15 protein-coding genes and 5 pseudogenes are annotated in these 24,351 nt (G+C 68.9%); 6 read left to right on the forward strand and 14 right to left on the reverse strand.

The window, feature by feature from the left end; translation table 11 throughout:
* Positions 1–58: 58 nt before the first annotated feature.
* Positions 59–1,285, forward strand: coding sequence for an IS30 family transposase (locus OG758_RS10650; RefSeq protein ID WP_326708625.1), 1,227 nt, complete (start codon positions 59–61; stop codon positions 1,283–1,285).
* A 186-nt stretch (positions 1,286–1,471) separates the two neighbouring features.
* Here the strand turns inward: OG758_RS10650 and OG758_RS10655 are convergent.
* A pseudogene (locus tag OG758_RS10655) lies at positions 1,472–2,045 on the reverse strand (RNA-guided endonuclease InsQ/TnpB family protein); the annotation flags it as partial.
* Between the two features lie 2 nt (positions 2,046–2,047).
* Here OG758_RS10655 and OG758_RS48940 point away from each other — a divergent pair.
* Positions 2,048–2,154, forward strand: a pseudogene (locus tag OG758_RS48940) (IS5/IS1182 family transposase); the annotation flags it as partial.
* 51 nt (positions 2,155–2,205) lie between these two features.
* Here the strand turns inward: OG758_RS48940 and OG758_RS48945 are convergent.
* From OG758_RS48945 to OG758_RS48950, 4 genes and pseudogenes are all read right to left on the reverse strand, one after another.
* Positions 2,206–2,379 (reverse strand): annotated as a pseudogene (locus OG758_RS48945) (integrase); the annotation flags it as partial.
* A gap of 18 nt (positions 2,380–2,397) precedes the next feature.
* Positions 2,398–3,384 (reverse strand): hypothetical protein, encoded by a 987-nt coding sequence (locus tag OG758_RS10665; protein WP_326709764.1) that lies wholly within the window; start codon positions 3,382–3,384, stop codon positions 2,398–2,400.
* Between the two features lie 140 nt (positions 3,385–3,524).
* Positions 3,525–3,698, reverse strand: coding sequence for a hypothetical protein (locus OG758_RS10670; RefSeq protein WP_326709765.1), 174 nt, complete (start codon positions 3,696–3,698; stop codon positions 3,525–3,527).
* Positions 3,699–3,909: 211 nt separating this feature from the next.
* Positions 3,910–4,145 (reverse strand): annotated as a pseudogene (locus tag OG758_RS48950) (GP88 family protein); the annotation flags it as partial.
* Positions 4,146–4,459: 314 nt separating this feature from the next.
* Here OG758_RS48950 and OG758_RS10675 point away from each other — a divergent pair.
* Complete coding sequence (locus OG758_RS10675) at positions 4,460–5,716, forward strand: hypothetical protein (RefSeq protein ID WP_326709766.1); 1,257 nt, start codon at positions 4,460–4,462, stop codon at positions 5,714–5,716.
* A 120-nt stretch (positions 5,717–5,836) separates the two neighbouring features.
* Here OG758_RS10675 and OG758_RS10680 read toward each other — a convergent pair whose 3' ends face one another.
* Positions 5,837–6,163 (reverse strand): hypothetical protein, encoded by a 327-nt coding sequence (locus tag OG758_RS10680; protein ID WP_326709767.1) that lies wholly within the window; start codon positions 6,161–6,163, stop codon positions 5,837–5,839.
* An 88-nt stretch (positions 6,164–6,251) separates the two neighbouring features.
* On the opposite strand from OG758_RS10680, the gene OG758_RS10685 reads away from it, so the two are divergent.
* Positions 6,252–9,581, forward strand: a complete 3,330-nt coding sequence (locus OG758_RS10685; protein ID WP_326709768.1) for an AfsR/SARP family transcriptional regulator — start codon at positions 6,252–6,254, stop codon at positions 9,579–9,581.
* Between the two features lie 268 nt (positions 9,582–9,849).
* Positions 9,850–10,818, forward strand: a complete 969-nt coding sequence (locus tag OG758_RS10690) for a DUF4331 family protein (protein WP_326709769.1) — start codon at positions 9,850–9,852, stop codon at positions 10,816–10,818.
* A gap of 111 nt (positions 10,819–10,929) precedes the next feature.
* Here the strand turns inward: OG758_RS10690 and OG758_RS10695 are convergent, their stop codons facing one another.
* The 8 genes and pseudogenes from OG758_RS10695 to OG758_RS10730 all read right to left on the reverse strand — a co-directional run bounded on the left by OG758_RS10695 (position 10,930) and on the right by OG758_RS10730 (position 22,110).
* Positions 10,930–11,967, reverse strand: a complete 1,038-nt coding sequence (locus tag OG758_RS10695; protein ID WP_326709770.1) for an aldo/keto reductase — start codon at positions 11,965–11,967, stop codon at positions 10,930–10,932.
* Positions 11,964–15,800 (reverse strand): annotated as a pseudogene (locus tag OG758_RS10700) (ABC transporter ATP-binding protein). The gene OG758_RS10695 and the pseudogene OG758_RS10700 overlap by 4 nt, the downstream one beginning before the upstream one ends.
* A complete protein-coding gene (locus OG758_RS10705; protein ID WP_326709771.1) occupies positions 15,797–17,230 on the reverse strand; it encodes an LLM class flavin-dependent oxidoreductase in 1,434 nt (477 codons plus the stop codon). The pseudogene OG758_RS10700 and the gene OG758_RS10705 overlap by 4 nt, the downstream one beginning before the upstream one ends.
* A 14-nt stretch (positions 17,231–17,244) precedes the next feature.
* Positions 17,245–18,036 (reverse strand): ABC transporter ATP-binding protein, encoded by a 792-nt coding sequence (locus OG758_RS10710; RefSeq protein ID WP_326709772.1) that lies wholly within the window; start codon positions 18,034–18,036, stop codon positions 17,245–17,247.
* A complete protein-coding gene (locus OG758_RS10715) occupies positions 18,012–18,902 on the reverse strand; it encodes an ABC transporter permease (protein WP_326709773.1) in 891 nt (296 codons plus the stop codon). Before OG758_RS10715 ends, OG758_RS10710 begins: the two co-directional genes overlap by 25 nt.
* Positions 18,899–19,963, reverse strand: coding sequence for an ABC transporter substrate-binding protein (locus tag OG758_RS10720; protein ID WP_326709774.1), 1,065 nt, complete (start codon positions 19,961–19,963; stop codon positions 18,899–18,901). Before OG758_RS10720 ends, OG758_RS10715 begins: the two co-directional genes overlap by 4 nt.
* 37 nt (positions 19,964–20,000) lie before the next feature.
* A complete protein-coding gene (locus OG758_RS10725; RefSeq protein ID WP_326709775.1) occupies positions 20,001–20,504 on the reverse strand; it encodes a flavin reductase family protein in 504 nt (167 codons plus the stop codon).
* 355 nt (positions 20,505–20,859) lie between these two features.
* Positions 20,860–22,110, reverse strand: coding sequence for an ROK family transcriptional regulator (locus tag OG758_RS10730; RefSeq protein WP_326709776.1), 1,251 nt, complete (start codon positions 22,108–22,110; stop codon positions 20,860–20,862).
* 696 nt (positions 22,111–22,806) lie between these two features.
* Between OG758_RS10730 and OG758_RS10735 the strand changes: the two genes are divergently transcribed.
* Positions 22,807–24,039, forward strand: coding sequence for an ROK family protein (locus OG758_RS10735; RefSeq protein WP_326709777.1), 1,233 nt, complete (start codon positions 22,807–22,809; stop codon positions 24,037–24,039).
* Positions 24,040–24,351: the final 312 nt, after the last annotated feature.

The following is a 24,351-nucleotide window of genomic DNA, read 5'->3' on the forward strand; positions in this document are numbered from 1 at the left end:
CTCCCTGAAGGCGCATTCCCACCGTCGTAGCAACACCACAGGTAGATAGGTGTGTTGCATGTTCGAGTACCACCGTGGCAGCAAGCCAGGGGGGACAGCCCGTGTACAAGCGCGACGAAAGTTCGTCGAGCTCGTTCGAGAGGGCATGGGAATCAAAGAAGCTAGTCACACTGTCGGGGTCAGCTACAGAACGGGGAAGGTCTGGGTCAATGGCAGGGCAGCCAGCAGCAGTAATGGGGCCCGGCTCCCGCTGCCCGAGTTCAGGGAACCCGTCACATGTGACCTTGCGTCCGGGAATTCTCGCTATCTGAACGAGGAGGAACGTGGCCACATCAGTGATTTGCTGCGAGAGGGCCGTTCCGTCCGTGCCATCGCTGCTGCGCTCGGTCGGAGCCCATCGACCGTCAGCCGGGAGATCCGACGTAACAGGAATGCGAATGGCACCTACCGGCCCCACTCGGCACAAAGGCGTGCGGCTGCGCGTCGACCACGCCCCAAAGCTCGGAAGATTGAGAGCTATGGGGAACTGAGGACTGTCATCCAGTCCCTCCTGGACAAGAAGTGGAGCCCTCGACAGATCGTGCAGTGGCTGCGCCTCAAGTATCCAGACAGAGAAGATATGTGCATCGGCGTGGAGACCATCTATCGGTCCCTCTATGCCCGCGGGAACCTGCTCGAGCGCGAAGCGAAGAGGGTGCTGCGGACGCGTCGACACCGCCGCCGGCCTCGCTCGATGGCACGCCACCATCGGGCCTCCGTCTCCATCACCGGGATGGTCATGATCAAGCAGCGTCCGACGGAAGCTGATGACCGCCTTGTTGCGGGACATTGGGAAGGCGACCTGATCACCGGGCCGAACCTTGGGGGCTCTGCCATCGGCACGCTGGTGGAACGAACGACTCGCTACACAAAACTCCTGCATCTGCCCGGCAAGGGTGCGGTCGCCGTGAGGGAGGCTCTGACGTCCGCCATGATGGAATTTCCCGCGCAATTGCGGCGATCGGTCACATGGGACCAAGGTGGGGAGATGGCGCATCATCAGCAGTTCACCAAGGCCACTGGAGTTCCGGTCTTCTTCTGCGACCCTGCCAGCCCTTGGCAGCGAGGCACCAATGAGAACACCAACGGCCTTCTGAGGCAGTACTTTCCGAAGAGCACCGACCTATCCGTCTTCACTCGCATCGACCTCGATTCCGTTTCTGCTGAACTCAACGAACGACCCCGCGAAGTGCTGGATTGGGCGACGCCGGCTGACCGGATGGCCGCTCTTCTAGCCGCGAGCTGACACGCGGTGGCGCGGTAGCATGCTCCACCGTCATGTCTCGATGAGAAGCCAAGACTGAACGTCTAAGTCCACCGCCGTTCGAATAGAAGAGCGGCACGGAAAGCATCACGTGTTGCAACGATCTATGGAATGCGCCGAAGGGAGGGGGATTCCTCACCCTCCAGGGCTGATGTGGGGATTTCTAGCTCACGCTGCCAGACCAGGCAGCGCCTGGTCTGGTCTTCCACGATCACCACTAGCCGGGTGGAAGACCAGCCCGGACCAGCATCACGCGTGCGGAGTTCTTATCCCTGGGGGATACGGCTCCGCATGCGGTGCAGGCATACGTTCGCATCGAAAGAGGTAGTGCGTGCTTGGTTCTCGCTCCGCACTGCGCGCAGTCCATCGTGGTGTGCGCGGGGTGTACCAGGTGCACGGCACGTCCGTGCTTGCGTCCCATCTCGACCAGGGCCTGCTTCGTCGCGCTGATAGCCGCGTCGGCGGCCTTCTTGGCCATGGTGGACTTCGCGAGGAACTTCGGTCGGAAGTCCTCCACGGCCAGGGCGTCATGGTCGCGGACGACCTTCTTGGCCCACTTGCGGGCGGTGTCCTGACGCTGGCGTGCGACCTTCTTGTGCACCTTCGCCGTCTGCCACTTCGCCTCGCGGTAGCCCTTCGATCCGGCGTGTCCACGCTGCGGCTTACGCCGGGACATCATCCGCTGGTGCCGGGCCAGCTTCGCCGCCGACTTCTTGCCGTGCTCGGCGTGGGGAAGGTCGTGGGCGGCAAGCGCTGCTGGCCCTGGCCCATCTGCGTTGCGGTCACGCCTACGCCCAACTGAGCGCCGGGTCGGCGTGGGCATCACCACCGCCTACCGGTTCGTCGACGAGACCGAGGTCGTCCGTGTTCCCAACCGCGGCCGCTGGGACAAGCTCTCCCCAGACGAGGTTTTTCGCGGCCTGCACGACCCAGAACGCCGACGGATGGGCGGTGGCGCCCAGGATCCTGATTCGGCGGCTGGCGTGTTCGATCACCGCGAGCGCGTATATCCGCGTCCCCGTTGGGGTCACTGTCTCGAAGAAGTCTCAGGCCAGCAGGGCGTCCGCCTGGGAGCGGGGCCCGTCGAAGCCTGATCAGGCGCGCAGGGTGACGCCGAAACGGGTCCTCATTCGCCGCAGTTCCCACAGCGAGACGGCGGTCACCGACAGTGGCCCGCCCAGCGTGGAGCCGATCTGGACGATGGGCGGGCCCCCCGGCATGCCGTCGCTGGTCAGGTTCAGGACCGCGAACACCCACACCAGCGCCAGGGTGAGGACGGGTGGCAGCATCGGGTGGACCTGGGCGCTGTTGAAGGCACTGCGAGCCGAGTACAGCGACGCCATGAAGAAGAAGGGAAAGCCCCACACGATCACGATCAGCGAGGCAACGGCCAGTACATATTCCCACCAGTCCTTCCCGTCGTCGGCGTTGACGGTCAGGGCCGTCGGGACGAGGATTCCGCCGATGACGACCAATGTCAGCACGTACCAGCCGACCGCCTTGAGCGGAGCGCGCAGCCGGGAACGCAGATGCGGCCGCAGGTGCGGGGGCGCATAGTAGATGAATCCGAGGATGACCAGGGGCGCGGCGATGATCAGCACGAACGGAGCGAGGATGAGTTGGGCGGCACCGCCGGTCGCCGCGTTCTCCCAGCGGTCCGGGTCCACGTTGTAGGCGAGGATCAGGGCGATGGTGGCGGCGGCACCGAGCACTGTGCGGGCCAGCTGGACGCGGTCCACGGTGCGGTCCTCGATCCGGCCCTGACCCTCCTGCGCGAAGAGCCTGGTGGCAACACGGTGCGCGGAGCGCAGGATCGCGCCGATGAGCCCGAAGGGAGAGCCGAACGACAGGCAGCCGCGACGGCGCCGGGCGGCGGGCCTCGTGGGCTGGGGGCCGTAGGGGTACGGGTTCGGGTTCGGGTACGGAGGCTGGTTCGGGTACGGGCCCGGATTCGGTGGTGGCGGACCGTACGGGCCGCCCTGCGGTGGTCCGTAGGGAGCGCCCCAGCCGCCCTGGCCTCCCGGTCCGTTGCCGCCAGGCTGACCCGGGCCGTTTCCCGGTCCCCATCCCCCCGTAGCCATGCCGCTCCCCGTTCGCTTTCGGCCAGTTACTGTGTGTCCTGTGGTGCCACGGCGCAGTGTAATGGCACATCGGGTGACAGAGGCCAGGCTCGTTGCCGGTCGCGCCGCCTTGCCCGTCACGCCACATAGGTGCATACCCGTCAGCGCTCCGGCGAAGCGCCGAGGCCGGTCAGGGCTCCGATCGGATCGAGGTCGGGGGTGCCGCGGGACCACCAGTCGTCGTGGCCCGGTTCCGACACGTACGCGTACCACAACCCGTCCTGACCCAGGCGGAGTTGGACATGGTCGCGGGGGTGGGTGGGGGGTTGCGTCAAGGGCGGAAGGCCGGCAGGTCAGCGGCGAGGAGAAGCGGCCGGCCAGCGGGCCCCAGGGCTCCTCGAGAACGGTGAGCGGCTCGCGCCGCCCGCGTTGGCGCCCGCGGCACTCTTTGCGGATCAACAGACCGGGACTCAGAATCTTGAAGGTACGGCTGCCAGTTGGGCCCCTGTACCGCGCCCATCAATGGGCCTTTGATCGAGCCGATGTGACGTCGGATGCCGACTGCATGATGCGAAGCCAGGCGTGGATGTACTTCGGGCTGCGGAAGTCCCGGCGTCGTGGCAGCAGACGAACTTGCCGCTCCGGTAGGGCTTGTGCTGCAGCTCGCCGCCCATTGCCGCTTCCCACCCGGGCAGGTCGTCCAGGGTCATCATCAGGTTCGCCTTGTGAGTAGCCCTGACGGTGCGAAACCGGTAGGTGCCGATGCGGGCGTAGCACTTGGGCGTAGTCCTTGCTTATTTCTTGTGCCTTTTTGAGGTAGCCCGAGCAAGGTGACGGAGTCGGCGTGGGCGACGTCCTGACGGGTTCGTGGAGGTGGTGGGAAGTTCGGAGGCTCGAAGGGTTGCCCCTGTTTCCTGTGGAGTTGGCGCTGCTTGTCCACCGCCGCCGACAGACGGGTCGTGCTACTGCGGCGGAGGGTGTTCCGAGGACCATGGCACAGCGGTGTGGCGTGTCTGCGTATCCCTGACCTGCCCGGGTGTAAGGGTTCGGCGAACGATCGTCCATGACGACGGGGTGACTCCGACCGATGAACGCGATGCCGACTGTTGTCCCTGCCGAGCCCGCACAACACGACAGCACACTCTCGGCCCCGCCGGTCGACCTGCACGAGCAGTCGAGCAGGTTGGTACGGCGCTATGGGCCGGCGGTCGGGTGCTACGCGGTACTGAAGCTGGCCGGCTTCGCGGTCTTCATGTGGCTGGTCGACTACTCCGGCTACCACCTCACGAAGGAACCGCGCTTGGGCGGCGGCGCCCACCCGTGGGACGTGCTCGCTTCCTTTGACGGCTGGTGGTACCAACAGGTCGCGGAGTTCGGGTACAACCCCCAACTGGTGCCGATCACCGGTTCCTCCTGGTACACGTTCCAGGCGAACTCGGCCGCGTTCTTCCCGCTCTATCCGGGCCTGATGCGCATGGTCTCGGAGTTCACCGGTCTCGGCCTGTACGGCGCCGGGATGCTGGTATCGGTGGTCGCTTCGCTGTTCGCCGCGGCCGGTATCTTCGCCGTCGCGGAGAGGCTCGGCGGGGTCCGGGCCGGTGTGATCGCGGCGGGCCTCTGGGCGGTCATCCCGGGATCCGGCGCGGAGTGGGCGGTCTACTCGGACTCCACCTTCGCCGCGCTCGCCGCGTGGTCCTGCTACGCCGTGATGACCCGACGGTGGATCGCTGCCGGACTGCTCGCCCTGGTGGCCGGGCTCAACCGGCCGACCTCGGCGACCCTGATCGCAGCGGTGTGCCTGGCGGCGCTCGTCGCACTTCTGCGGCGTACTGACGGAACGAGGCGCCCTCTGGCCGCGATGGCGCTGGCTCCGCTCGGGCTGTTCGGGTATGTGGGCTGGGTGAGCTGGCGTATGGGCGACTGGGGCGGCTACTTCAAGCTCCAGAGGGGAGCCTGGCTGCACTTCTTCGACTGGGGCCAGCACAATGCCACCGTGATGCGGGGCATCCTGCTTGGTCGCGACGATGATCTTTTCGCCGCGCTCGTCCCTGATCTGCTGGCGGCACTGATCGTCATGGCGTTGCCGATCCTGATCGTCCTGTTGGTGCGGCTGCGTCCGCCCGCCGTTCTGATGGTGCACACGCTGCTCACCGTCGTTACCGTGCTCGGCAGCCAGCAGATGTTCTGCAACGTCGCGCGCTTTCTGTTGCCCGCCTTCCCGTTGTTCATCCCGCTGGCGATTGCCCTGAGCAGGCTTCGCCGACCTGCTCTGGTAACTGTCCTCGGCACCTGCGCTCTTGCCTCCGGCTGGTTCGCCGGGTTCGCGATGTTCGAACTCGGTGGTGCCCCGTAGCAGCGGCCTGTCGCACGGTGAACTGCGTGTTCATCGGGCCGACAAGATCCCTGAGGACTTGCACGTTCTCTCTACCAACGCTTGCACCCCACGGTGTGACCAGAAGTGTCGCCCACGGCGTCATGAGCCGGCCATCCCTACGGTGATGTGCTCTGCCCGGCAATCTGCGCGGAGCACTGGCCGGGCCGGCTCGAGGAGCTCTTCGTCCATCTCCATGCCGGAGGCCAGGACCTGCAGCAACCGGGTCCGCCACACGTCAGGGTCCGTCTTGTAGGCGTCCGGAACCCGTACGCCGTTTCCGCCCCGCACGCCGAGACCGGCCGGCCGCCCGCGAGTCATCTCCCCCAGCGCAGCGCGGAGGTCATGGACGACTCCGCGTGCGGTGTCGGTGACTCCGGCCGGTGCTCCGGAGGCCAACGCGGTGACCACCAACTCCACTTCGGTCACTCCGGCTCCCTTTGGTTGTGCGGGTTGTGCAATGCCGTGCCCATCACGGTGGCCGGGCGTGCTGCAATATCGATGAAATCTCGATGACGTGGACGACGTGGCAAACGGAGGCTTCGCGGTGGACGGCGGATCTCGTCAACGGCTTCGGATCGAGGTGCTCGGGCCGCTGCGGGCATGGCGCGACAGGACGCCACTGGAGCTGGGGCCGCTCAAGCGACAGGCCGTGCTGTCCGCCCTTCTGCTGCGTAAAGGCGCCATGGTGAGTCACGAGCGGCTGCTCGACGCCGTGTGGGGGCCACAGCCGCCCGCGGGCGGCGGCAAGGTGCTGCCCACACATGTCAACTCGCTGCGCAGGGTGCTCGATCCTGAGGGCACTCCGCCCGCGGAGTCGGTGATCCGCAGCGGCAAGGGCTGGTACCGCTTCGCCGTCGAGGAGGTTCGGCTCGACACGGCGGATCTCGAGGAGCGGGGCGGCGAAGCGATGCGGACCGTCGCGGCCGGAGACCTGACCACCGCCGCGGACCAACTGTCCGCGACCATGGGACTGTTCCGGGGAGAGCCGCTGGCCGGGCTGCCGGGACCGTTCGCGCAGGACGAGCGGCAACGGTTGGAGGAACGCCGACGGACGCTCCGGCTGGAGCGGCTCAAGTGCCTGGTTGTGCTGGGCAGATTCGGCGAGGCCCTCGACGGGCTGTCGGCGTCTTCGGTGGCTGACCGCTACGACGAGTCACTGACGGCCTTGCGCATGCGGGCCTTGTACGGCAGCGGACGACAAGCGGAAGCCCTGGGCGCCTACGACGACATGCGCGTACGACTGCGGAACGAACTCGGAGCCGATCCCGGTGAGGATTTGCGCCGGGTGCACGAAGCGGTGCTGCGCCACGACGGCGCCTTCCTCCTGCATCGGCCGACTCCTTCCCCGCCGACGCTCTCCAAACCGCGCGAGAGCGCCGTGCCCGCCGAACTCCCGCACGACGCCCCAGGTTTTGCCGGCCGTACCGGCGAACTCGCCCGACTCCACGCACTGCTTCCGTCCGAGCAGGAGCTGGGGGCAGCAAACACCGTGGTCATCTCGGCCATCGGCGGCGCCGCCGGCATCGGCAAGACCGCGCTGGCCGTGCACTGGGCGCACCAGGTGCGCGACCGCTTCCCGGACGGCCAGCTCTACGTCAACCTGCACGGCTTCGACCACGACCGGCAGCCCCTCGAACCCGGCGAGGCCCTTGAACTACTGCTCCGCAGCCTTGGGCTCGCGGCGTCGGAGATCCCCCCGCACCACGAGGCCCAGGGCCGCGTGTTCCGGACTCTGCTGGCCGACCGGCGCATGCTCGTCCTGCTGGACAACGCGGCCTCGGCCGAGCAGGTACGTCCGCTGCTGCCGTCGAGCCCGGCCTGCTGTGTCGTCGTCACCAGCCGCAACCGGCTCGGCGACCTCGTCGCCCACGACGGGGCCCACACCCTGCCCCTGGACCTCCTCCAGCCGGACGAGGCCCGCGCACTGCTGAGCCGGACCCTCGGCGCGGACCGGGTCGACGACGACAAATACGCGGGCGACGAGCTGATCCGTCTCTGTGGCAGGCTCCCCCTGGCCCTGCGTGTGGCCGCCGCGAGGCTCGCGGGCGACCCGGCCCTGCGGACGGCCGACCTCGTCGCCGAGATGACCGAGGGCAACAAGCTGGAGGCACTGGCGCCGGACGGTGACGCCAACTCCCCTTTGCGTACCGCCTTTTCGGTGTCGTACCAGGTCCTGGCTCCGGGCGCACGCCGGCTGTTCCGCCTGCTCGGCCTGTTCCCGGGAGCCGAGTTCACCACCGAGGCCGCCGCGGCGCTCTTGGATGCGCCACTGTCGCAGGCCCGACGTCTGATCGGTGCGCTGACCGCGGCCCACCTGATCGAACCCGCGACGGCGGCGCGTTACCGGTTCCATGACCTCCTTCGCGAGTACGCACAGGAGCGTGCGCAGGTGGAGGAGGCGGCGCCTGACCGTGAAGCCGCCCTCGAACGGCTCCTGATCTGGTACCTGAACGCCACCCGTACCACCGCGGGGCCGGGACTCTTCCCGGAGTTGCCCAGCAGCCTCCGTCCCGGCGGGCACCCGGGCATGCCGTCGGCCATCGCCGCCGGACCATGGCTGGACGCGGAACGGGCGAATCTGCTCGCCGTCATCAACCATGCCGCCCACCACGGCCCGCGCCCCGTCGCCTGGCACCTGGCCTCCGCGCTGTTCAGCGACTTCTGGGTCCATCTGCCGCGGAAGACCTGGCAGACCACCGCGCAGACGGCACTGGACGCCGCCGAGACCGAGAGTGATCTGTTCGGCCAGTCAGCGATGCACTCCAGCCTGGCAGCGGCGCGGTGGGACCGGGGGCATGTCCGACAGGCGATGGAACACGCCACACGTGCACTGGGCATCAGCCGGGAGGTCGGTTGGGCGATGGGCGAGGCGGCGGGTCTGGGCCTCAGAGGCTTCGCGTATTGGAGCATGGCGCGCCTCGACAGTGCGCACGACGATTTCACCGTCGGCCTGCGCATCTTCCGTGAGGCCGGGCATCGCTACTTCGAAGGCTTCGGGGTGGTCGGCCTCGGTATGGCCTGTCGGGATCTGGGCCGGCTGCACGAGGCCGCCGATCACCTCGAACGTGCTGTCGACCTTGAGGCAGAGGTCAGCTGGTGGGATGCCGGCTCGGCCTTGCAGATCCTGGGTGGCGTGTACTGGGAACTCGGCCGTCTCACCGACGGACTCGACCTCCTCGGCCCGGAGGTGGCCTCCGACAGGCGGGCCGGTTTCCGCGACGGCCAAGCGATGATGCTCGACGCCCTCGCGAAGATCAATGTCGAACTGGGCCGCCACCACGAAGGGCTGGAGCAGGCCGAGCGAGCGTTCGCGCTGGTCGAGGACACGAAGCGACACTGGGTTCAGTCCGGCATCCTCAACACGGTCGCGGCAGCCCACCGACGACTGGTACGGCTGGACCGGGCTCTTGAGGCCGGCGAGCATGCTCTCGCCCTGGCCCGCGAGGCGGGATTCAGACGGGCCGAGGTGGACAGCCTGGTATGCCTCTCCCTCACCCACAAGGAAGCGGGCCGGAACGACGAGGCCCGTACCCATGCCGAACAGGCCCTGGCCCTGGCACGCGCCCATTCCCTCCGCGTCGTCGAGGGCCAGGCGCTCACCGCCCTGTGCGACGTGGCAGCAGCCGACCAAGCCCACGCCACAGCAGCTGAGTTGGGCCGAGAGGCCCTGACCATCCATCGCGAGACCGGCCACCGCTCAGGCGAAGCCCGCACCCTCTTGGCACTCGCCCGCGCTCACCGGAAAACCGACGGCACTGCCGCTGAACTGATGAGGCAGCAGGCACGGGACATTTTCGCGGACATAGGCGTGCCCGCGAGGGAGTACGAGGATCTCGGCCAGTGACTCTCCACAGTCTCCTCTCGCGGTGGGGTGCCCACTTTTTTGCGCCGCTGGTCAGGACACAGGGCTGGACGTGAAGTGCACCTGTGCCGCGTGAAGATTCCGTCACCCGACGGCGAGCAGTCCCGGTACGCGTGCGGCTACCTGGGGGACGCGCGGCCCCGGCACCACACTGGCCGGGCGCGAGCGGCGTAGAGCGAAGTGAGTGAAATCGTGGCCGGGCAGTTGTGTCACATCGCGGGGGTCGTGCGCGGGCCGCAGGCTGAGGCACATGTCTCATCACCTCAGCGGACCGAACCTGCGCTCCCCCATGGATGACGCCCGGTTGGACATGACCGACCTGTTCGCCTTCACCACAGCAGCGGGCAACCGCACCGTGCTGATCATGAACGTCAACCCCGTCGCGCCCACCGGCGGCAACGCCTTCCACCCCGACGCCGTCTACCGCATCAACGTCGACACCGACGGCGACAATCAGGCCGACATCGCCTTCAGCTTCGTCTTCTCCCAGCCCCAGGACGGGCAGCAGACCGTCACCGTCCACCGCGCCGAGGGAGAGCAGGCCCGCTCCCACGACGCCGACGGACAGAAGATCGTCACCGACCAACCGGTCGCCTTCGGCCCCGACCCCGAAATCATCATCGCCGGCGACTACCGCATCAGCACCGGGCTGCGCAGTGACCCGTTCTTCGCCGACCTGGAGGGCATCACCAAAGAATTCCAGTGGACCGGCAAGGACTGGGGCATCGACAAGAACATCTTCGGCATCGCCCTGGAACTGCCCTCGGACGAACTCGGCCCCGCCCCTGTCATCGGCCTCTGGGGCCGCGTCAGCGTCCGCCAGAACGGCCGGCTCAAGTCCGTCGACCGCGGCGCCCACCCCTCCGTCACCGCATACTTCAACTCAGAGGACGTCAAGGACGCCTACAACGAGGGCGAACCCGCGAACGACTGGGACACCTACCTCCAGCCCTGGACCGCCGTCCTCGCCCACACCGGCCAGTACGACGCCGAGGCCGCCGAGGAGACCCTGCGCACCATCCTCCCGGACGTCCTACGCTACGACCGCTCCGAGCCCGCCTCCTACCCCAACGGCCGCACCCTCACCGACGACGTCGAGACCGCCCGCATCGACATGCTCTCGCGCGGCAAGGTCCCCAACGCGGGCATCCCTCCACACACCGACCTCCTGCCCGACTTCCCCTACCTCGGTCACCCGCACCCCGCCCCGACCGCCTGAGAGGGCCGTCAGTGCGACGGCGCGTCCAGTGGGCGCGCCCGACAGCGCCGAGGTGCTGCGGATCCGACGACGCCCGGTCCAGTCGACGGACTGCGCCTCTCCGGTTCTGCGTCAGTTCGGTGAACGGCGGCGCAGCGCGGAGTCGGTGAGCGAGGGCGGGGTGTAACCGCCGTCGCGGGCCGAGAGGTTGGAGCCGGGCGGGACGATCTCGTCGATCCGGTCGAGTACGTCCTGGCTCAGCCGGATCTTGTCCGCGCCCAGCTGGCTCTCCAGCTGTTCGAAGGTACGCGGCCCGACAATCGCCGAGGTGATCGCGGGGTGTTCCAGGACGAAAGCCAGGGCCAGCTGCACGAGGGTGTGGCCGACTTCCTCGGCCAGCAGGGCGAGGGCCTCGGTGGCCTCCAGCTTGGCGGCGTTCTCCGGTGAGGTGATGTCGAAGCGGGCCGCCTGGCGTTCGGCACGGCTGGACGCGGGCTGCTCGGCGCCCTTGCGGTAGCGCCCCGAGAGCCAGCCGCCCGCGAGGGGGCTCCAGGACAGCACGGCGAGACCGTAGCGCTGCGCCACGGGCAGGACCTCGCGTTCGATACCGCGCGCCAGCAGGGAGTACGGGGGCTGCTCGGCCACGACGCGTTCCCGGCCCCGACGCTCGGCGAGCCACTGACCCTCGACGATGGAGGAGGGTTCGAAGGTGGAGGTGCCGATGTAGCGGATCTTGCCCTGCTGCACCAGGTGGGACAGCGCGCCGAGCGTCTCGTCGAAATCGGTGTCGGGCTCGGGGCGGTGCACCTGGTAGAGGTCGATCCAGTCGGTGCCCAGCCGCCGCAGGCTGTTCTCCACCTCACGAATGATCCAACGGCGGCTGTTTCCCTGTTCGTTGGGGTCGCTGCCGAGGCTTCCGTGGAACTTGGTGGCGAGCACGACGTTGTCACGCCGCCCGCCGGACAGGGCCTTGCCGACGATGCTCTCGGACTCGCCCGCGGAGTACACGTCTGCGGTGTCGACGAAGTTGATGCCCGAGTCCAGGGCATGGTGGATGATCCGGACGCTGTCGGCATGGTCCGTGTTGCCCCGTGCTCCGAACATCATGGTGCCCAGGCACAGCGGGCTCACCTTGACGCCGGTGCGTCCGAGATTGCGGTACTCCGTCATAGTGCGTTCTCCTTGACGAGTTCATTGATCTTCGGGTGATCCGCCGAGGCGGGGCGCCCGCCCTGCTGGAAGGCCTGCCACAGTTGGTGGTACGGGCCCCGTGCGGCGAGGAGTCCGGCATGGGGGCCGTCTTCCACGACGGCTCCCGCGTCGAGGACCACCACCCGGTCGGCGCGGGCGGCGGTGGTCAGGCGGTGGGCGACCACGATGGTCGTACGCCGACGGGCCAGGGCCTCGGTGGCCGCGGCGACCCTGCGTTCCGTGGCCAGGTCGAGCGAGGCGGTGGCCTCGTCGAGCAACAGAACGTCCGGGTCGACGAGTTCGGCCCGGGCAAGCGCCAGGAGCTGACGTTGCCCGGCGGACAGATTGCGGCCCCGCTCCCCCACGGGCTGCAGGTAGCCCAGCGGCAGCCCCGCGACCATCTCGTGGGCACCGACCGCGCGAGCCGCGGCCTCCACCTCGGCGCCGGTCGCTTCCGGCCGCCCGTAGGCGATGGCGTCCCGGACCGTACCGCTGAACAGGTGCGGCTCCTGCGGCACCACCCCCAGCCTTCGGCGCAGACCGGTCAGGTCGAGGTCGCGCAGATCGTGGCCGTCCACCCGGACCGTGCCCGCTGTCGGGTCGTAGAACCGGGCGAGCAGCTTGACGACGGTCGACTTGCCCGCGCCGGTGGCACCGACCAGGGCAACGGTTTCGCCCGGTGTGATGCGCAGGCAGAGTCCGTGCAGTACTTCCCGGCCACCACCGCCCGGGTAGCCGAAGGACACTCCGTCGAACTCGAACTCCCCGCGCAACTTCTCCACCGGCAGGGGGTGTTCAGCGAGTGGGGTGCCGGCCGGGGTCTGCATCAGCGCCCGTAGCCTGCCGAGGCCGACGACGGCCTGCTGGTAGCCGTCAAACACCTGGGAGAGCTGCTGGATCGGCGAGAAGAACAGCTCGGCGTAGAGCAGGAAGGCGATCAGGGTGCCCCCGCTCAGCTCTCCCGAGCGGACCTGACCGGCTCCGACGACCAGCACGGCCGCGGTCGACAGTGTGCCCAGGAACTCCACGAACGGGAAGAACGTGCCCATGTAGCGCTGGGCGCGCAGCCGTGAGTCCTTGAAGGCCCTGGCCAGTCGGGCGAAGTCGCGGGCGTTGCGCTACTCGCGGCGGAAGGCCTGGGTGACGCGGATGGCAGTAACGTTCTCCTGGAGGCAGGCGTTGACGGCGCTGATACGTTCCCTGGCCTCCCGGTAGGCAGGCACCGAGTAGTGGCGGAAGAGGGCGGTGGCGCCGGCCAGCAGGGGCAGGACGGCGAGCAGGACCACGGCGAGGCCCACGTCGATGATCAGCAGGGTGAGAAGGACACCGAGGATGGTCAGCAGGCTGACGACGGCGGTGATCAGACCGGTCTGCAGGAAGTTCGACAGGGCGTCCACATCGGTGGTCATTCGGGTCATGATGCGGCCGCCGAGCTCGCGCTCGTAGTAGTCGAGGCCGAGGCGCTGGAGTTGCGCGAAGGTCTTCACGCGCAGGGTGTACAGCAGCCGTTCACCGGTGCGTCCCGTCGTACGGACTTGGGCCACTCCGATCAGCCAGTTCCCGGCGACGACGAGACCGGCGGCCGCGGCTGCGGCCAGCAGGATGTTTCCGGCGTGCCGGGCGACGCCGTGGTCCACTCCGTGGCGTACGAGGACGGGCACCGCGATCTGTGCGACCGCGTCCAGGGCGACCAGGAGCAGGCCGAGGAGAAGCGGGAGACGGAACGGCCGTAGCAGGGTGCCGAGGTGGAAGGCCGGGTCGGCGGCCACGGCGTCCTCGGTGGGCACCCTCGGGTCGGCCGCGGGCAGCGGAAGCCGGGCGAGGGCGGCGATCAGTTCGGGGCTGGGTGGCGCGGAGCTGAGCACTCCGCCACCGGGTCCACCTCGTCCGGGACCCGAGGTGGCCGCCGCCTCGGCCAGGGCTTGGGCGGCCCGGACCGCTGCGCCTTCGTCGGTGTTGCGGCCGCAGTGAGCGGGCCGCTGCCACAGGTGGGCGGTGACTTCGCCGGGCGGTGGTGCGGCGAGTGCCGCCTCGGCCGCCTCGGCCGCACCCGTCGCCGTACCGGTCGTGAGCAGGTTGCGCAACAGGGCCGACCGGTGAAGGAGTTCGTCCAGCGTGCCGGTGTCTGTGATCCTTCCGCCGTCCAGGACGGCGATCCGGTCGGCGAGCTCCAGGGTCGATCTGCGGTGCGCGACGATGAGGGTGGTGCGGCGGCGGGTCTCCTCTCGCAGCCTGGTGTGGATCTCGGCTTCCACTCGGGCGTCGATGGCCGATGTGGCGTTGTCGAGGACGAGCACGGCAGGGTCGCCGACCAGGGCTCGGGCGAGTGCCAGCCGCTGCCGCTGACCGCCGGAGAGCGTGAGGCCCTGTTCGCCGACGACGGTGTCGTACCCGTCGGGCATCTGTTCGATGAACTCGTCGGCCCTGGCGATCGTGGCGGCGGCCCGTATCTGCTCTTCGGTGGCGTTCGGGATGCCGTAGGCGATGTTCGCCCGCACCGTGTCCGAGAGCAGCAGGCTCTCTTCGAAGACGAAGCCGATACGGGAACGCAGTGACTCCAGAGTGAGGTCGCGTACGTCGACGCCTCCCACCCGTACCGAACCGGATGGCACGTCGTAGAAGCGGGGCAGCAGAGCCCCGGCGGTCGACTTCCCGGAGCCGGCCGGACCGATCAGGGCGACCGTCTCGCCGGGGCGCACATCGAGGGTGAAGCCGTGCAGCAGCGGTTCGCCGTCCCCGTATCCGAAAGTGACGTTCTGCCAGGACAGTGCCGCAGGGCGGTCGGGCAGTTCCTGCGCGCCTGGCGCGTCGGTGATCAGCGGGGCCTCGTCGACGACCTCCAGGACCCGTTCGGCCCCGGCCCGTGCCTGTTGCCAGACGGTGAGCAGCGTCGCCACCTGGCGTACGGGCGTGACGAAGGAGCCGAGATAGGTGGTGAAGGCAAGGAAGGTGCCCAGCGAGATCCGGCCGTGCAGGGCCATCCAGCCACCGAGGGCCAGTACGGCGACCTGGCCGAGGGCGGGGACCGCCTGGAGCGCCGGGTTGTAGCGGCTGGTGAAGCGGACCACCCGCAGCCGGGAGGAGAACAGCCGGCGGGCGCGTTCCTCAAGGCCGGTCAGTTCCCGCGCCTCCTGGCCGAAACCCTTCACCACGCGGACGCCGGTCACCGTCGCCTCGACCCTCGAGGCGACCTCGGCGGCCTCCGTCTGGGCATGCCAGTTGGCGGGGAAGAGGTCGCGGCGGCCGCGCAGGGCGATCAGCCAGAGCAACGGGCCGACGATCAGCGCCACCACGGTCAGCGGCGGGGACAGCAACGCCATGAAGACCAGCGAGAAGAGGAACATCAGGGCGTTGCCCGTGAGGTTGGGCAGGAACTGCAGCAGGGTCTGGATCAGAGTGATGTCGGAGATGGACCGGCTCACCACCTGCCCGGTGCGCAGATCGTCCTGCTGCGCGCCGCCGAGGCGCAGCAGAGCCGCGAAGGCGTCGTTACGGAGGTCGTACTGCACACCGAGGGAGAGCCTGCCGGAGCGGTAGCGGCGGGTGAAAGCCGCCGCGAAGCGGACCGCGCCGAGTCCGGCGAGCAGGATGATCCAGGGGGCGAGCGAAGCGGTGGTGCCCGCCGCCACCCCGTCCACCACATGGCGCAGGACGAGGGGCAGTGTGGCGGTGGCGACGGCAGCCACGGCGGCGGCGCCGAAGGCGAGCAGGAGGTCGGCGCGGTGGCGCAGGCAGTACCCCAGCAGCCGCCGGGCCCACCGGGCGGAGGGCTGCTGAGGTGTACTGGTTGCCTGGGACGGACAGTCCGTCACCGGGCCGCCGCCAGGGCGATGCCGGTGTGCCCCTCGCCTGCGTCGACGGTGTCGAACAGCCGGTTGGCGGGGCGCGGGAGCCCGTAGTGCTCACGCAGTGTGGAGCCGGTGTACTCGGTACGGAACAGGCCCCGTTCCTGGAGGATCGGCACCACCCGGTCCACGAAGACCTCCAGGCCGGACGGGAGCACGGCGGGCATGATGTTGAAGCCGTCCGCGGCACCGCTGTCGTACCAGTGCTCGATGGTGTTCGCGACCTGCTCCGCCGTACCGGCGAAGGTACGGTGGCCGCGGCCGCCGCCGAGCCGCCCGATGAGCTGACGCACGGTCAGCCGCTCGCGCCGTGCGAGCTCCACGATGAGTGTGTAGCGGCTCTTGGCGCCCTCGATCTCCTCCTCGGTGGGAATGTTGTCGGGGAGTTCCGCATCGAGGTCCAGATCGTCGGGGGCGATCTTCAACCGCTGGGCGAGCTGCCGCTTCGCGTACTCGGGGACGATCAGCCGGTCGAGCTCGGCGTCCAGCTCCAGTGCCTGCGCCTCGGTGTCGCCGATCACGGGGACTATGCCGGGGAGGATCTTGATGCCGTCCGGGTTGCGGCCGAGTGTCTGTGCTCGCTGCTTGACGTCCTTGTAGAAGGTGATGCCCTCCTCCAGGGTCTGCTGCGCGGTGAACACTGCTTCCGCGTACCGGGCGGCGAAGTCCTTGCCGTCCTCACTGGAACCTGCCTGGACGAGCAACGGGTAGCCCTGTGGCGGACGTTGTACGTTCAGGGGTCCGTCGACCCGGAAGAACTCGCCGGTGTGGTCGATGCGTCGGACCCGCTCGGCCAGGGCATGTACGCCGCTTTCCTTGTCGGCGATCACTGCGTCGTCCGCCCAGCTGTCCCACAGCTTGGTGGAGACCTCGACGAACTCTCCGGCCCGCCGGTAGCGGTCCGCGTGCAGGGGCGTGTCGTCGAGGCCGAAGTTGCGGGCCGCGTCGGCGCCCGCGGTGGTGACGATGTTCCAGCCGGCCCGGCCGCCCGAGACATGGTCCAGCGAGGCGAACCGGCGGGCCAGGTTGTACGGCTCGTTGTAGCTGGTGGAGGCGGTGGCGATGAGGCCGATGTGCCGGGTGGCCCCCGCCAGCGCGGTGAGCAGGACGGTGGGCTCCAGCTTGGCCGCCGGCCGTCGGCCGGGGTCACCCATCAGGACGGGGCTGTCAGCCAGGAACAGCGAGTCCAGCTTGCCGCGTTCGGCGATCCGGGCCAGGTTCTTGTAGTGCTCGATGTCCGCGTTCGCCTCTGCCGGACTCCCGGGAAGCCGCCAGGAGGCCTCGTGGTGACCGGTGGACATCAGGAACGCGTTCAGGTGCAGCGGCTTGCGGCCGGACTCGCGTCCCGTGGGCGGCCTGCTCTCGGCTTCCGTCCGGTCTTCTGTTCTGCGTGCCATGGGGCGTCGTCTCCTCAAGAGGTGGTGGGCTGGTGCTGTGCCACACCGAGGGCGGCGAGCAGCGTGTCGCGGTATTCCTGGAAGCGGGGTTCGCGCGGGGACCGCGGGGTGGGCAGGTCGACGGCGAGGTCCACGGAGATGCGGCCGTCATCCAGGACCAGCACCCGGTCGGCGAGTTCCACTGCCTCGTCGACGTCATGGGTGACCAGCAGCACGGCGGGGCGGTGTCGCTCGTACAGCTCGCGCAGCAGTCCGTGCATCTTGATCCGCGTGAGGGCATCCAGGGCGCCGAACGGCTCGTCGGCCAGCAGCAGTTCGGGATCGCGGACCAGGGCGCGGGCGAGCGCGGCGCGCTGCTGTTCACCACCGGACAGTTCATGCGGCCAGGAGCGCTCGCGGCCCTCCAGGCCGACTTCGGCCAGGGCTGTCAGACCGCGCTCTCGGGACCCGGGACCGCGCAGGCCCAGGACGACGTTGTCCAGTACCCGGAGCCAGGGCAGCAGCCTGGAGTCCTGGAAGGAGAGCGAGACCCGCTCGGGGACGATGAGTTCGCCGGAGCCTTCCACCGTATGGTCGAGGCGGGCGACGGCCCGCAGCAGCGTGGACTTGCCCGAGCCGCTGCGGCCGAGAAGTGCCGTGAACTCGCCCGGTGCCAGGGTGAGATCGAGTTCCTTCAGTACGATCCGGTCTCCGAACTTCCGCACCAGGCCGGTCGTCCGTACCGCGGGCCGTTCGCCGCCGCCTTCCTCGCTCCCCGATCCGGTCCCGGGCCGGATCTCGGTCAGCCCGCCAGAGTGCGTCGCCATGACAGGACCCTCCTCTCGATCGCGCGTACCGCCGCGTCCGAGGCGAAGCCGAAGATCCCGTAGGCCACCAGCCCCACGATGATCACGTCGGACTGGGCGTACTGCTGGGCCTGGAACATCATGTAGCCGATGCCCTGGGTGGCGTTGATCTGCTCGACCACGATCAGGCCGAGCCAGGACGCCGTGACGCCGAGGCGCAGGCCGACGAAGAAGCCCGGCAACGAGCCCGGGACGACGACCTTGCGGATGAACTGCCATCGGCTCAGGTCGAGTCCCTCGGCAAGCTCCACATACCTGCTGTCGATGCCGGTCAACGAGGCGTAGGTGTTGATGTACATGTTCACCGCGACGCCGAGCGCGATCACGGTGACCTTCATCTGCTCGCCGATGCCCAGCCAGAGGATGAGCAGCGGGAGCATCGCCAGGGACGGAATGGCCCGCTTGACCTGGAGCGTGCCGTCGAGGAGGTACTCCCCCGTGCGGTTCAGCCCGGCCGCCACGGCCAGGATCACCCCTGCTGCCACACCGAAGAACAGGCCGAGCCCGGCGCGCTGCAACGAGACGAGCACGTTGTCCTGGAGCCGGCCGGTGGAGACCAGGTCCGCCGCGGTGGACAGCACGGTCCCGGGTCCGGACAGAATCCGGGGGTCGAGATAGCCGAAGGCCGAGGCCGCCCACCACACGGCGATCAGCAGTGCCGGGCCGATCAGCCGGCCGAAGGGCACGGACCGGCCTGGGCCCAGCCGCCTCCGGGTACCACGGGCGGCTTGCGGGACCGTGCCTTTTGCCGGCTTGAGACGACTCGTCGCTCCGGCGGTCGTTGCCACCGGGCTCTCCAGGCGAGCGTTCGACAGCATCTCAGTCATGACGCCACCCGGTACGTGGCCGGTACGGCCTTCGCCGCCAGCCCCTCGAAGCGGCGGTCGAACAGCTCGGAGGCGTCCTGCTTGGGCACGAACCCTCCATCGGCCAGCAGATCGGCGGTCTCCTGCTCCCACTCGATCGCCTTGTCCCAGCTCACGGGGAACTGCGGCTTGCGGAGGGAGGCGACGATGCGCTTGCCGTCCTCCTTGGAGACGCCCTGGTCCTTCACGTAGTACGTGTCGATCCATTCGTCGGTGTTCTCCCACGCCCACACCAGTCCGCGGGACCACAGCGGGATGAAGTTGCGGACGGCCGCGACCTTCGCCGGGTCGTCCAGCACCTCGGTCGGCGCCCACAGCACGGTCAGCAGGTCCACGACATCGGCCTTCACACCGCGGGCGCCGTCCTTGCCGTACTGGCCGAGGTACTTGGTGAGAGTCGGCTCGCCGAGCGGGGCCACATCGACCTGCTTGGACTGCAGAGCGGTCAGGAACTGAGTGCTGGGCAGTGCGACCAGCTCGACATCGCTGTTGCGCAGCCCTGCCTTCTTCAGGGCCCGCAGTACGACGACACCCTGCGCCTGGCCCTGGGAGAAGCCGATCTTCTTGCCGCGGAAGTCGCCGACCGTCCTGATGTCGGAACCCGTGGCGGTGGCGAAGACGTAAGAGGGGTTTTTCCGCACCTGTACCGCGACGATCTTCGCATCGACACCGATGGCGTGAGCCTGGATCGGCGGGATTCCGGCATTGGTCGCCAGATCGATGGAATGCGCACGGAATCCCTGGATTACGTCGGGGCCGGCGCTCAGATTGGGCCACTGCGAGACAGTGAACGTCAATTCCTTGTTCAGCCCGGCAGGTTCCAGCTGAAGTTGTGTGGAATGGACCGCGATCGACAGCTTGGTGCCGGACGGCGGTGACCCCGTAGGCAACTTTCCGGCAGGTTTCGCCTCGGCGGCTGTTCTGGTCTGCGGAGCGCAGGCGGCAAGGCTGAGTATGGTCCCGCCGGCGAGGGCCATGAATGACCTGCGCCCGACGGATGCGTGCGCGAAATTACGTGACATGGCGGATTCCTGATCGATGGGCAGCTGAAGGGAATGCTCAGACGGCGAGGTAGGAGCCGTCGTGGAACAGGAGTGGGCTGCGCCCCTCGTCGAGCCAGGAGTCCACGACCCTGGCGATGACGATCCGGTGGTCACCCGCCGGGACGAGCTGCTCGATGTCAAGCCGCATCCAGCCGGCAACATCGTCGAGGACCGGCTCACCCTGCGGCAGTCGCCGCCAGTTGGTCGGCGCCGCGAACCGGTCGATACCGCTGGTGGCGAACGTGGTGGCCAGTGCCTGCTGGTCGGCGCCGAGGAAGTTGACCACGGCGGTGGCGGACCGCTCGATATGAGGCCAGGAGGAAGTGGCGGTCCCGATGGCGAAGGAGACCAGCGGCGGATCGAGCGACAAAGAGGTGAGCGAGGTGGCGGTGAAGCCGACCGGCCCGAGGCCGGCGTCCGCGGTGACGACGACGACACCGGCGGGATACCTACGGAATGCCTGTCTGAACCGCTCCGGCGCAATACCCGTAGCGGAGGATGTCGCGGACTGCGAAGGCACGGCGACAGTCAACTTCTCTCCCGAGATGGAAGGTTGAAAAATGGAATCGGCACGCGACCGGCAAAGCCGGAGCGGGCAGGCCGAGGAGACGGGGCGCGCAGGCGTAGAGAGGTACGCATGACGATGCGGAGCACCCGTGTAAATCAGTCGCTGTTTATCGGAGGCCCGGACAGGGGCGACAACAGGAACGCCGGGCGAAGAAGCCGACCGACACATCCACCCAGCAGCGGCATGCCGCCGAGGGCAGGCGCTGGGGAATCCGCTGTCGGCCGGTCATGAATCCATCTTCCCGTTCGGTCCAGGAGGCGGTCAATAATGCAACATTCTGAATTAAGTCGAGGACAGAAAATACCGCTCAGGAGACCGTGGGCAGCGCGGGCCACGAGCCCAGCGGGTCCGCGTACAGCACCCCCAGCGCCACCGCGCCACCGGCGGTGGCCAACACCGATCCGGTGAAACTGCTGGGCACCACAGCCCGTTCGGGGTCGTCGCAGACCCAGGAGCGCTCGGCCACTTCCGCCCGCAGATCGGCGAGGCACTGTGGCAGTCGGCCCGCACCAGGCTCGACGACCACCAGGACCTCGGGGTCGAACATGTCCAGGAGCAGTGCCGCTGCTCTGCCGACGAGCCGCGCCCGACGGCGGAAGAGCGCCACCGCCCGCGCCTCACCGGCCAGCGCCTGATCCAGCAGCTCCGTGAACGATGCGGCCGGCAGACCCTGTTCGGCCGCACGCCGCACCATGGCGTGCTCCGACACCTCGGACTGCAAACACCCCGTCCGCCCGCACGGGCACGGCTCCGCTCCGCCGGCCGACCCGAGCGGCAGGTGAGCCACACTGCCCGCCCCCGAACGCGGTCCGAGGTGTATGGCCCCCGCAGTGGCGAACGCCGCGTCCACGACCGCACCGACAAACAGGAGCACCGCGCTGGCCCGGGTGGTGGCCTCGCCCAGCATCTGCTCGGCGCGCGCCAACGCCCGTGCATGGCTGTCCACTTGGACCTGCAGTCCGGTCGCCGCAGCGAGAACATCACGTACCGGCACATTGCGCCAGCCGAGTTGCGGATGCTCGATGACCAGTCCGGCCTCCGGGTCCACCCGGTGTCCGGTGGCCACCCCCAAAGCGAACACCGTCCGTCCAGCCGCATGGGCCGCCAGCAGCCGGGGAAGGCGAGCTGCCACGTCACCGAGGATCCGCTGCGGTTCGGTGCCTCGGTGCGGCTGGCGGTCCACAGCCAGGATCCGGCCGCGCAGGTCCATGAGGGACACGGTCGAGTGGGCGACGGCAATATGTGCGCCAGCCACCAGATGGCGGCTGGTGTCGATCTCCAGCGGTATGTGGGGCCGCCCCAATCCCTTCGGCCCGGTGGCCTGCGCACTCTCGCGGATGAGACCACGGGCCACCAGCCGGCCGGTGTGTCCGGTCACGGATGCAGGTGAAAGGCCGGTGAGCCGGGCGACGGTGGAACGGGCGACCGGTCCGTGGTCGAGAATGGCGCTCAGAACGGACCCGGCGCCGGAGACACGACGGGCCGGTGCGACGGCGGGGATGTCCGAGCGACGCAGCGACGTGGGACCACGACGGGCAGGCGCAGAGAGACTCTTCACGGATGTCTTCCAGGCTCGGTGGCAGCGGGCGATGCGGGTGCGTGCTCCTCTACGGAGCCTTGAGGACAGAACCTGCCGGACTCACGGCCGGCAGAATGTCGCTTCTCCCGTGGAAAGGGCGCCCCGCGAAGAGCCGACCCGGGAGAGGTCCCGGGTGGCAGGCCCGCGCGGGCACGGCGTTCAGGCCCGGTGACACGCCGCGGAGCACACACGCTTCAGGTCGACATGACCTCGAGTCGTCAGGTGTGCGGATCGCTGCATGGCCCGGAACGTAGCCGGAACGCTATTACCCGGTCAAACCACTGACCGCATCATGGACAGGGACAGAACGGAGATGCCGACTCCACCCAACTTCGCCTGATCTCTTGCGCCGAGGGCGAGGACTCGAACCGCCAACTGCGGCGACTGAGGAGAACTCGCCGGTGACGCCAGTGTGGAAGCAGCCGTTCGTCAAGCGGCTCACGCACGACCTCGAAGACCGGCCGCCATCACGCCGCGTGTTCTGGACGGCCGACCGGATTCACAGGACTGCCGTACGCCCGTAACGGAGCGCCGTTGACCGCCAAGGGCGGAATTGCGAGCATCGGCGCATGGTCGTCTCTCCGCTCCCGCTCCCGTGCTGTACGGACTCCCACCGCCGCTGAGCGTGCCTCGCTCCGCGGCTCTCTGCCGTCCTACCGTTGAGCGAGGGAGCCGATGACTGCCATCTCCTATCATGCCCGGCCGCCGCTGCTCGTTGCTCTGCCCGCGCGGCCGGAACCGCTGTCCGTCGAAGGCGGCGGCCCGGGCGCCCTGCTGCGTACGCTGCTGCGCGACGGACCCGCGGCGCGCACGGAACTCGTGGCCAGAGCCCGGCTCAGCCCGGCCGCGGTGTCGCGGCACACGGCGGAGCTGATCGGGCTCGGGCTGCTGCGCGAACTGCCGCCGCGTGTCAGCCCGCCGCGCGCCGGGCGGCCGCAGGTGCCGGTGGCGATCGACCCCGGCCACCACGTCGCCTGCGGGGTGCATATCGCCCTCGAACACGTGACCTTCGCCGTGGTGGATCTGCTGGGCCGGGTCACGGCGCAGCAGCGGCTGCCGCATCCGGGCGGGCCGCGGCAGGTGCTGGAGGAGATCGGCAGGCTCCTGCCCGGCTTCCTCGGCCGGCACGCGGCGGGGCGCTCGGTGCTCGGCCTCGGCGTCGTGACCGGTGGTTGGGTCGACGCCGAGCAGGGAACGGTGATCGAGCATGCGCCCCTCGGTTGGCGGGATGTGCCGGTTCGGCGCGTGCTTGGCGCCACGACCAGGTTGCCGGTGCATGTGGACGGGCACGCGCGGGCGCTGGCGCACGCCGAGTTGCTCTTCGGCGCCGGGGCAGGGCGCTCAGACCTTGTACAGCTCTTCGTCGGCAATGTGGTGGACGCCGCGATCGCGGCCGGTGGCAGCGTGCTGCGCGGGCGCCGGTCCGGGGCGGGCGATGTGGCTCATCTGCCGCTGGGCCACATCGGTCAGGCTTGCGGGTGTGGTCGTACCGGCTGTCTGCAGACTGCGGTGTCGGAACTCGCCGTGGCCGAGCGTGCCTTCGAGTCCGGGACCATCCCCGCGCCGGACTTCACTCTGCTCCTGGATAGGGCCCGTCAAGGCCACCACGAAGCGCTGCGGGTGCTGCGCGAGAGGCTGCGCACCGTCGGGCGTGCGGCAGCGCTGCTGCTCGATGTCCTCAATCCGGAACTGCTGGTGGTCGTTGAGCGCACGGCGCTGACCTTCCCCGAGCTGCTGCCGGACCTGTACGAGGAGATTGCCGCGCAGTCGCATCTGTGCGGCGACCCCGAACGGGCCGTCGTCCCCAGCAGTTTCGGGCCGCACGTGCTGGCGGTCGCGGCCGGATCGGTCGTGCTCGACGCGGTGTACCGGAGGCCGATGGAGCTGCGCACAGCGCGCTCCGCGTAGGACGGCGCGCTGTGCCTGCGCCCGGTCGCCGCATGCCGCTCGCCCGCGACGGCCCGTGCTTTCGCAGTGGCGGGCAGATCTGCGGAACGGTGCGGCCCGCCGCACCCGAAAGCCGTTTCTTCCACGGTGTCGCAAATTATTGTCGCCCCGTCAGGCAGCGCGGAGAATCGCCCTATGGATGCGACAGTGATGGCCACGGCGCGTGACGCCGCCGGACGGGAGACGGTCAACGCCTTCCGCGCCCATCACTTCGCCGGTCTGGGCTGTAGTCGGCCCGCCTGCCACACGCGCTGAGCCGAGCGCCACGGGCGC

Source organism: Streptomyces sp. NBC_01474 (assembly GCF_035918215.1).
GTDB lineage: Bacteria > Actinomycetota > Actinomycetes > Streptomycetales > Streptomycetaceae > Streptomyces > Streptomyces aureus.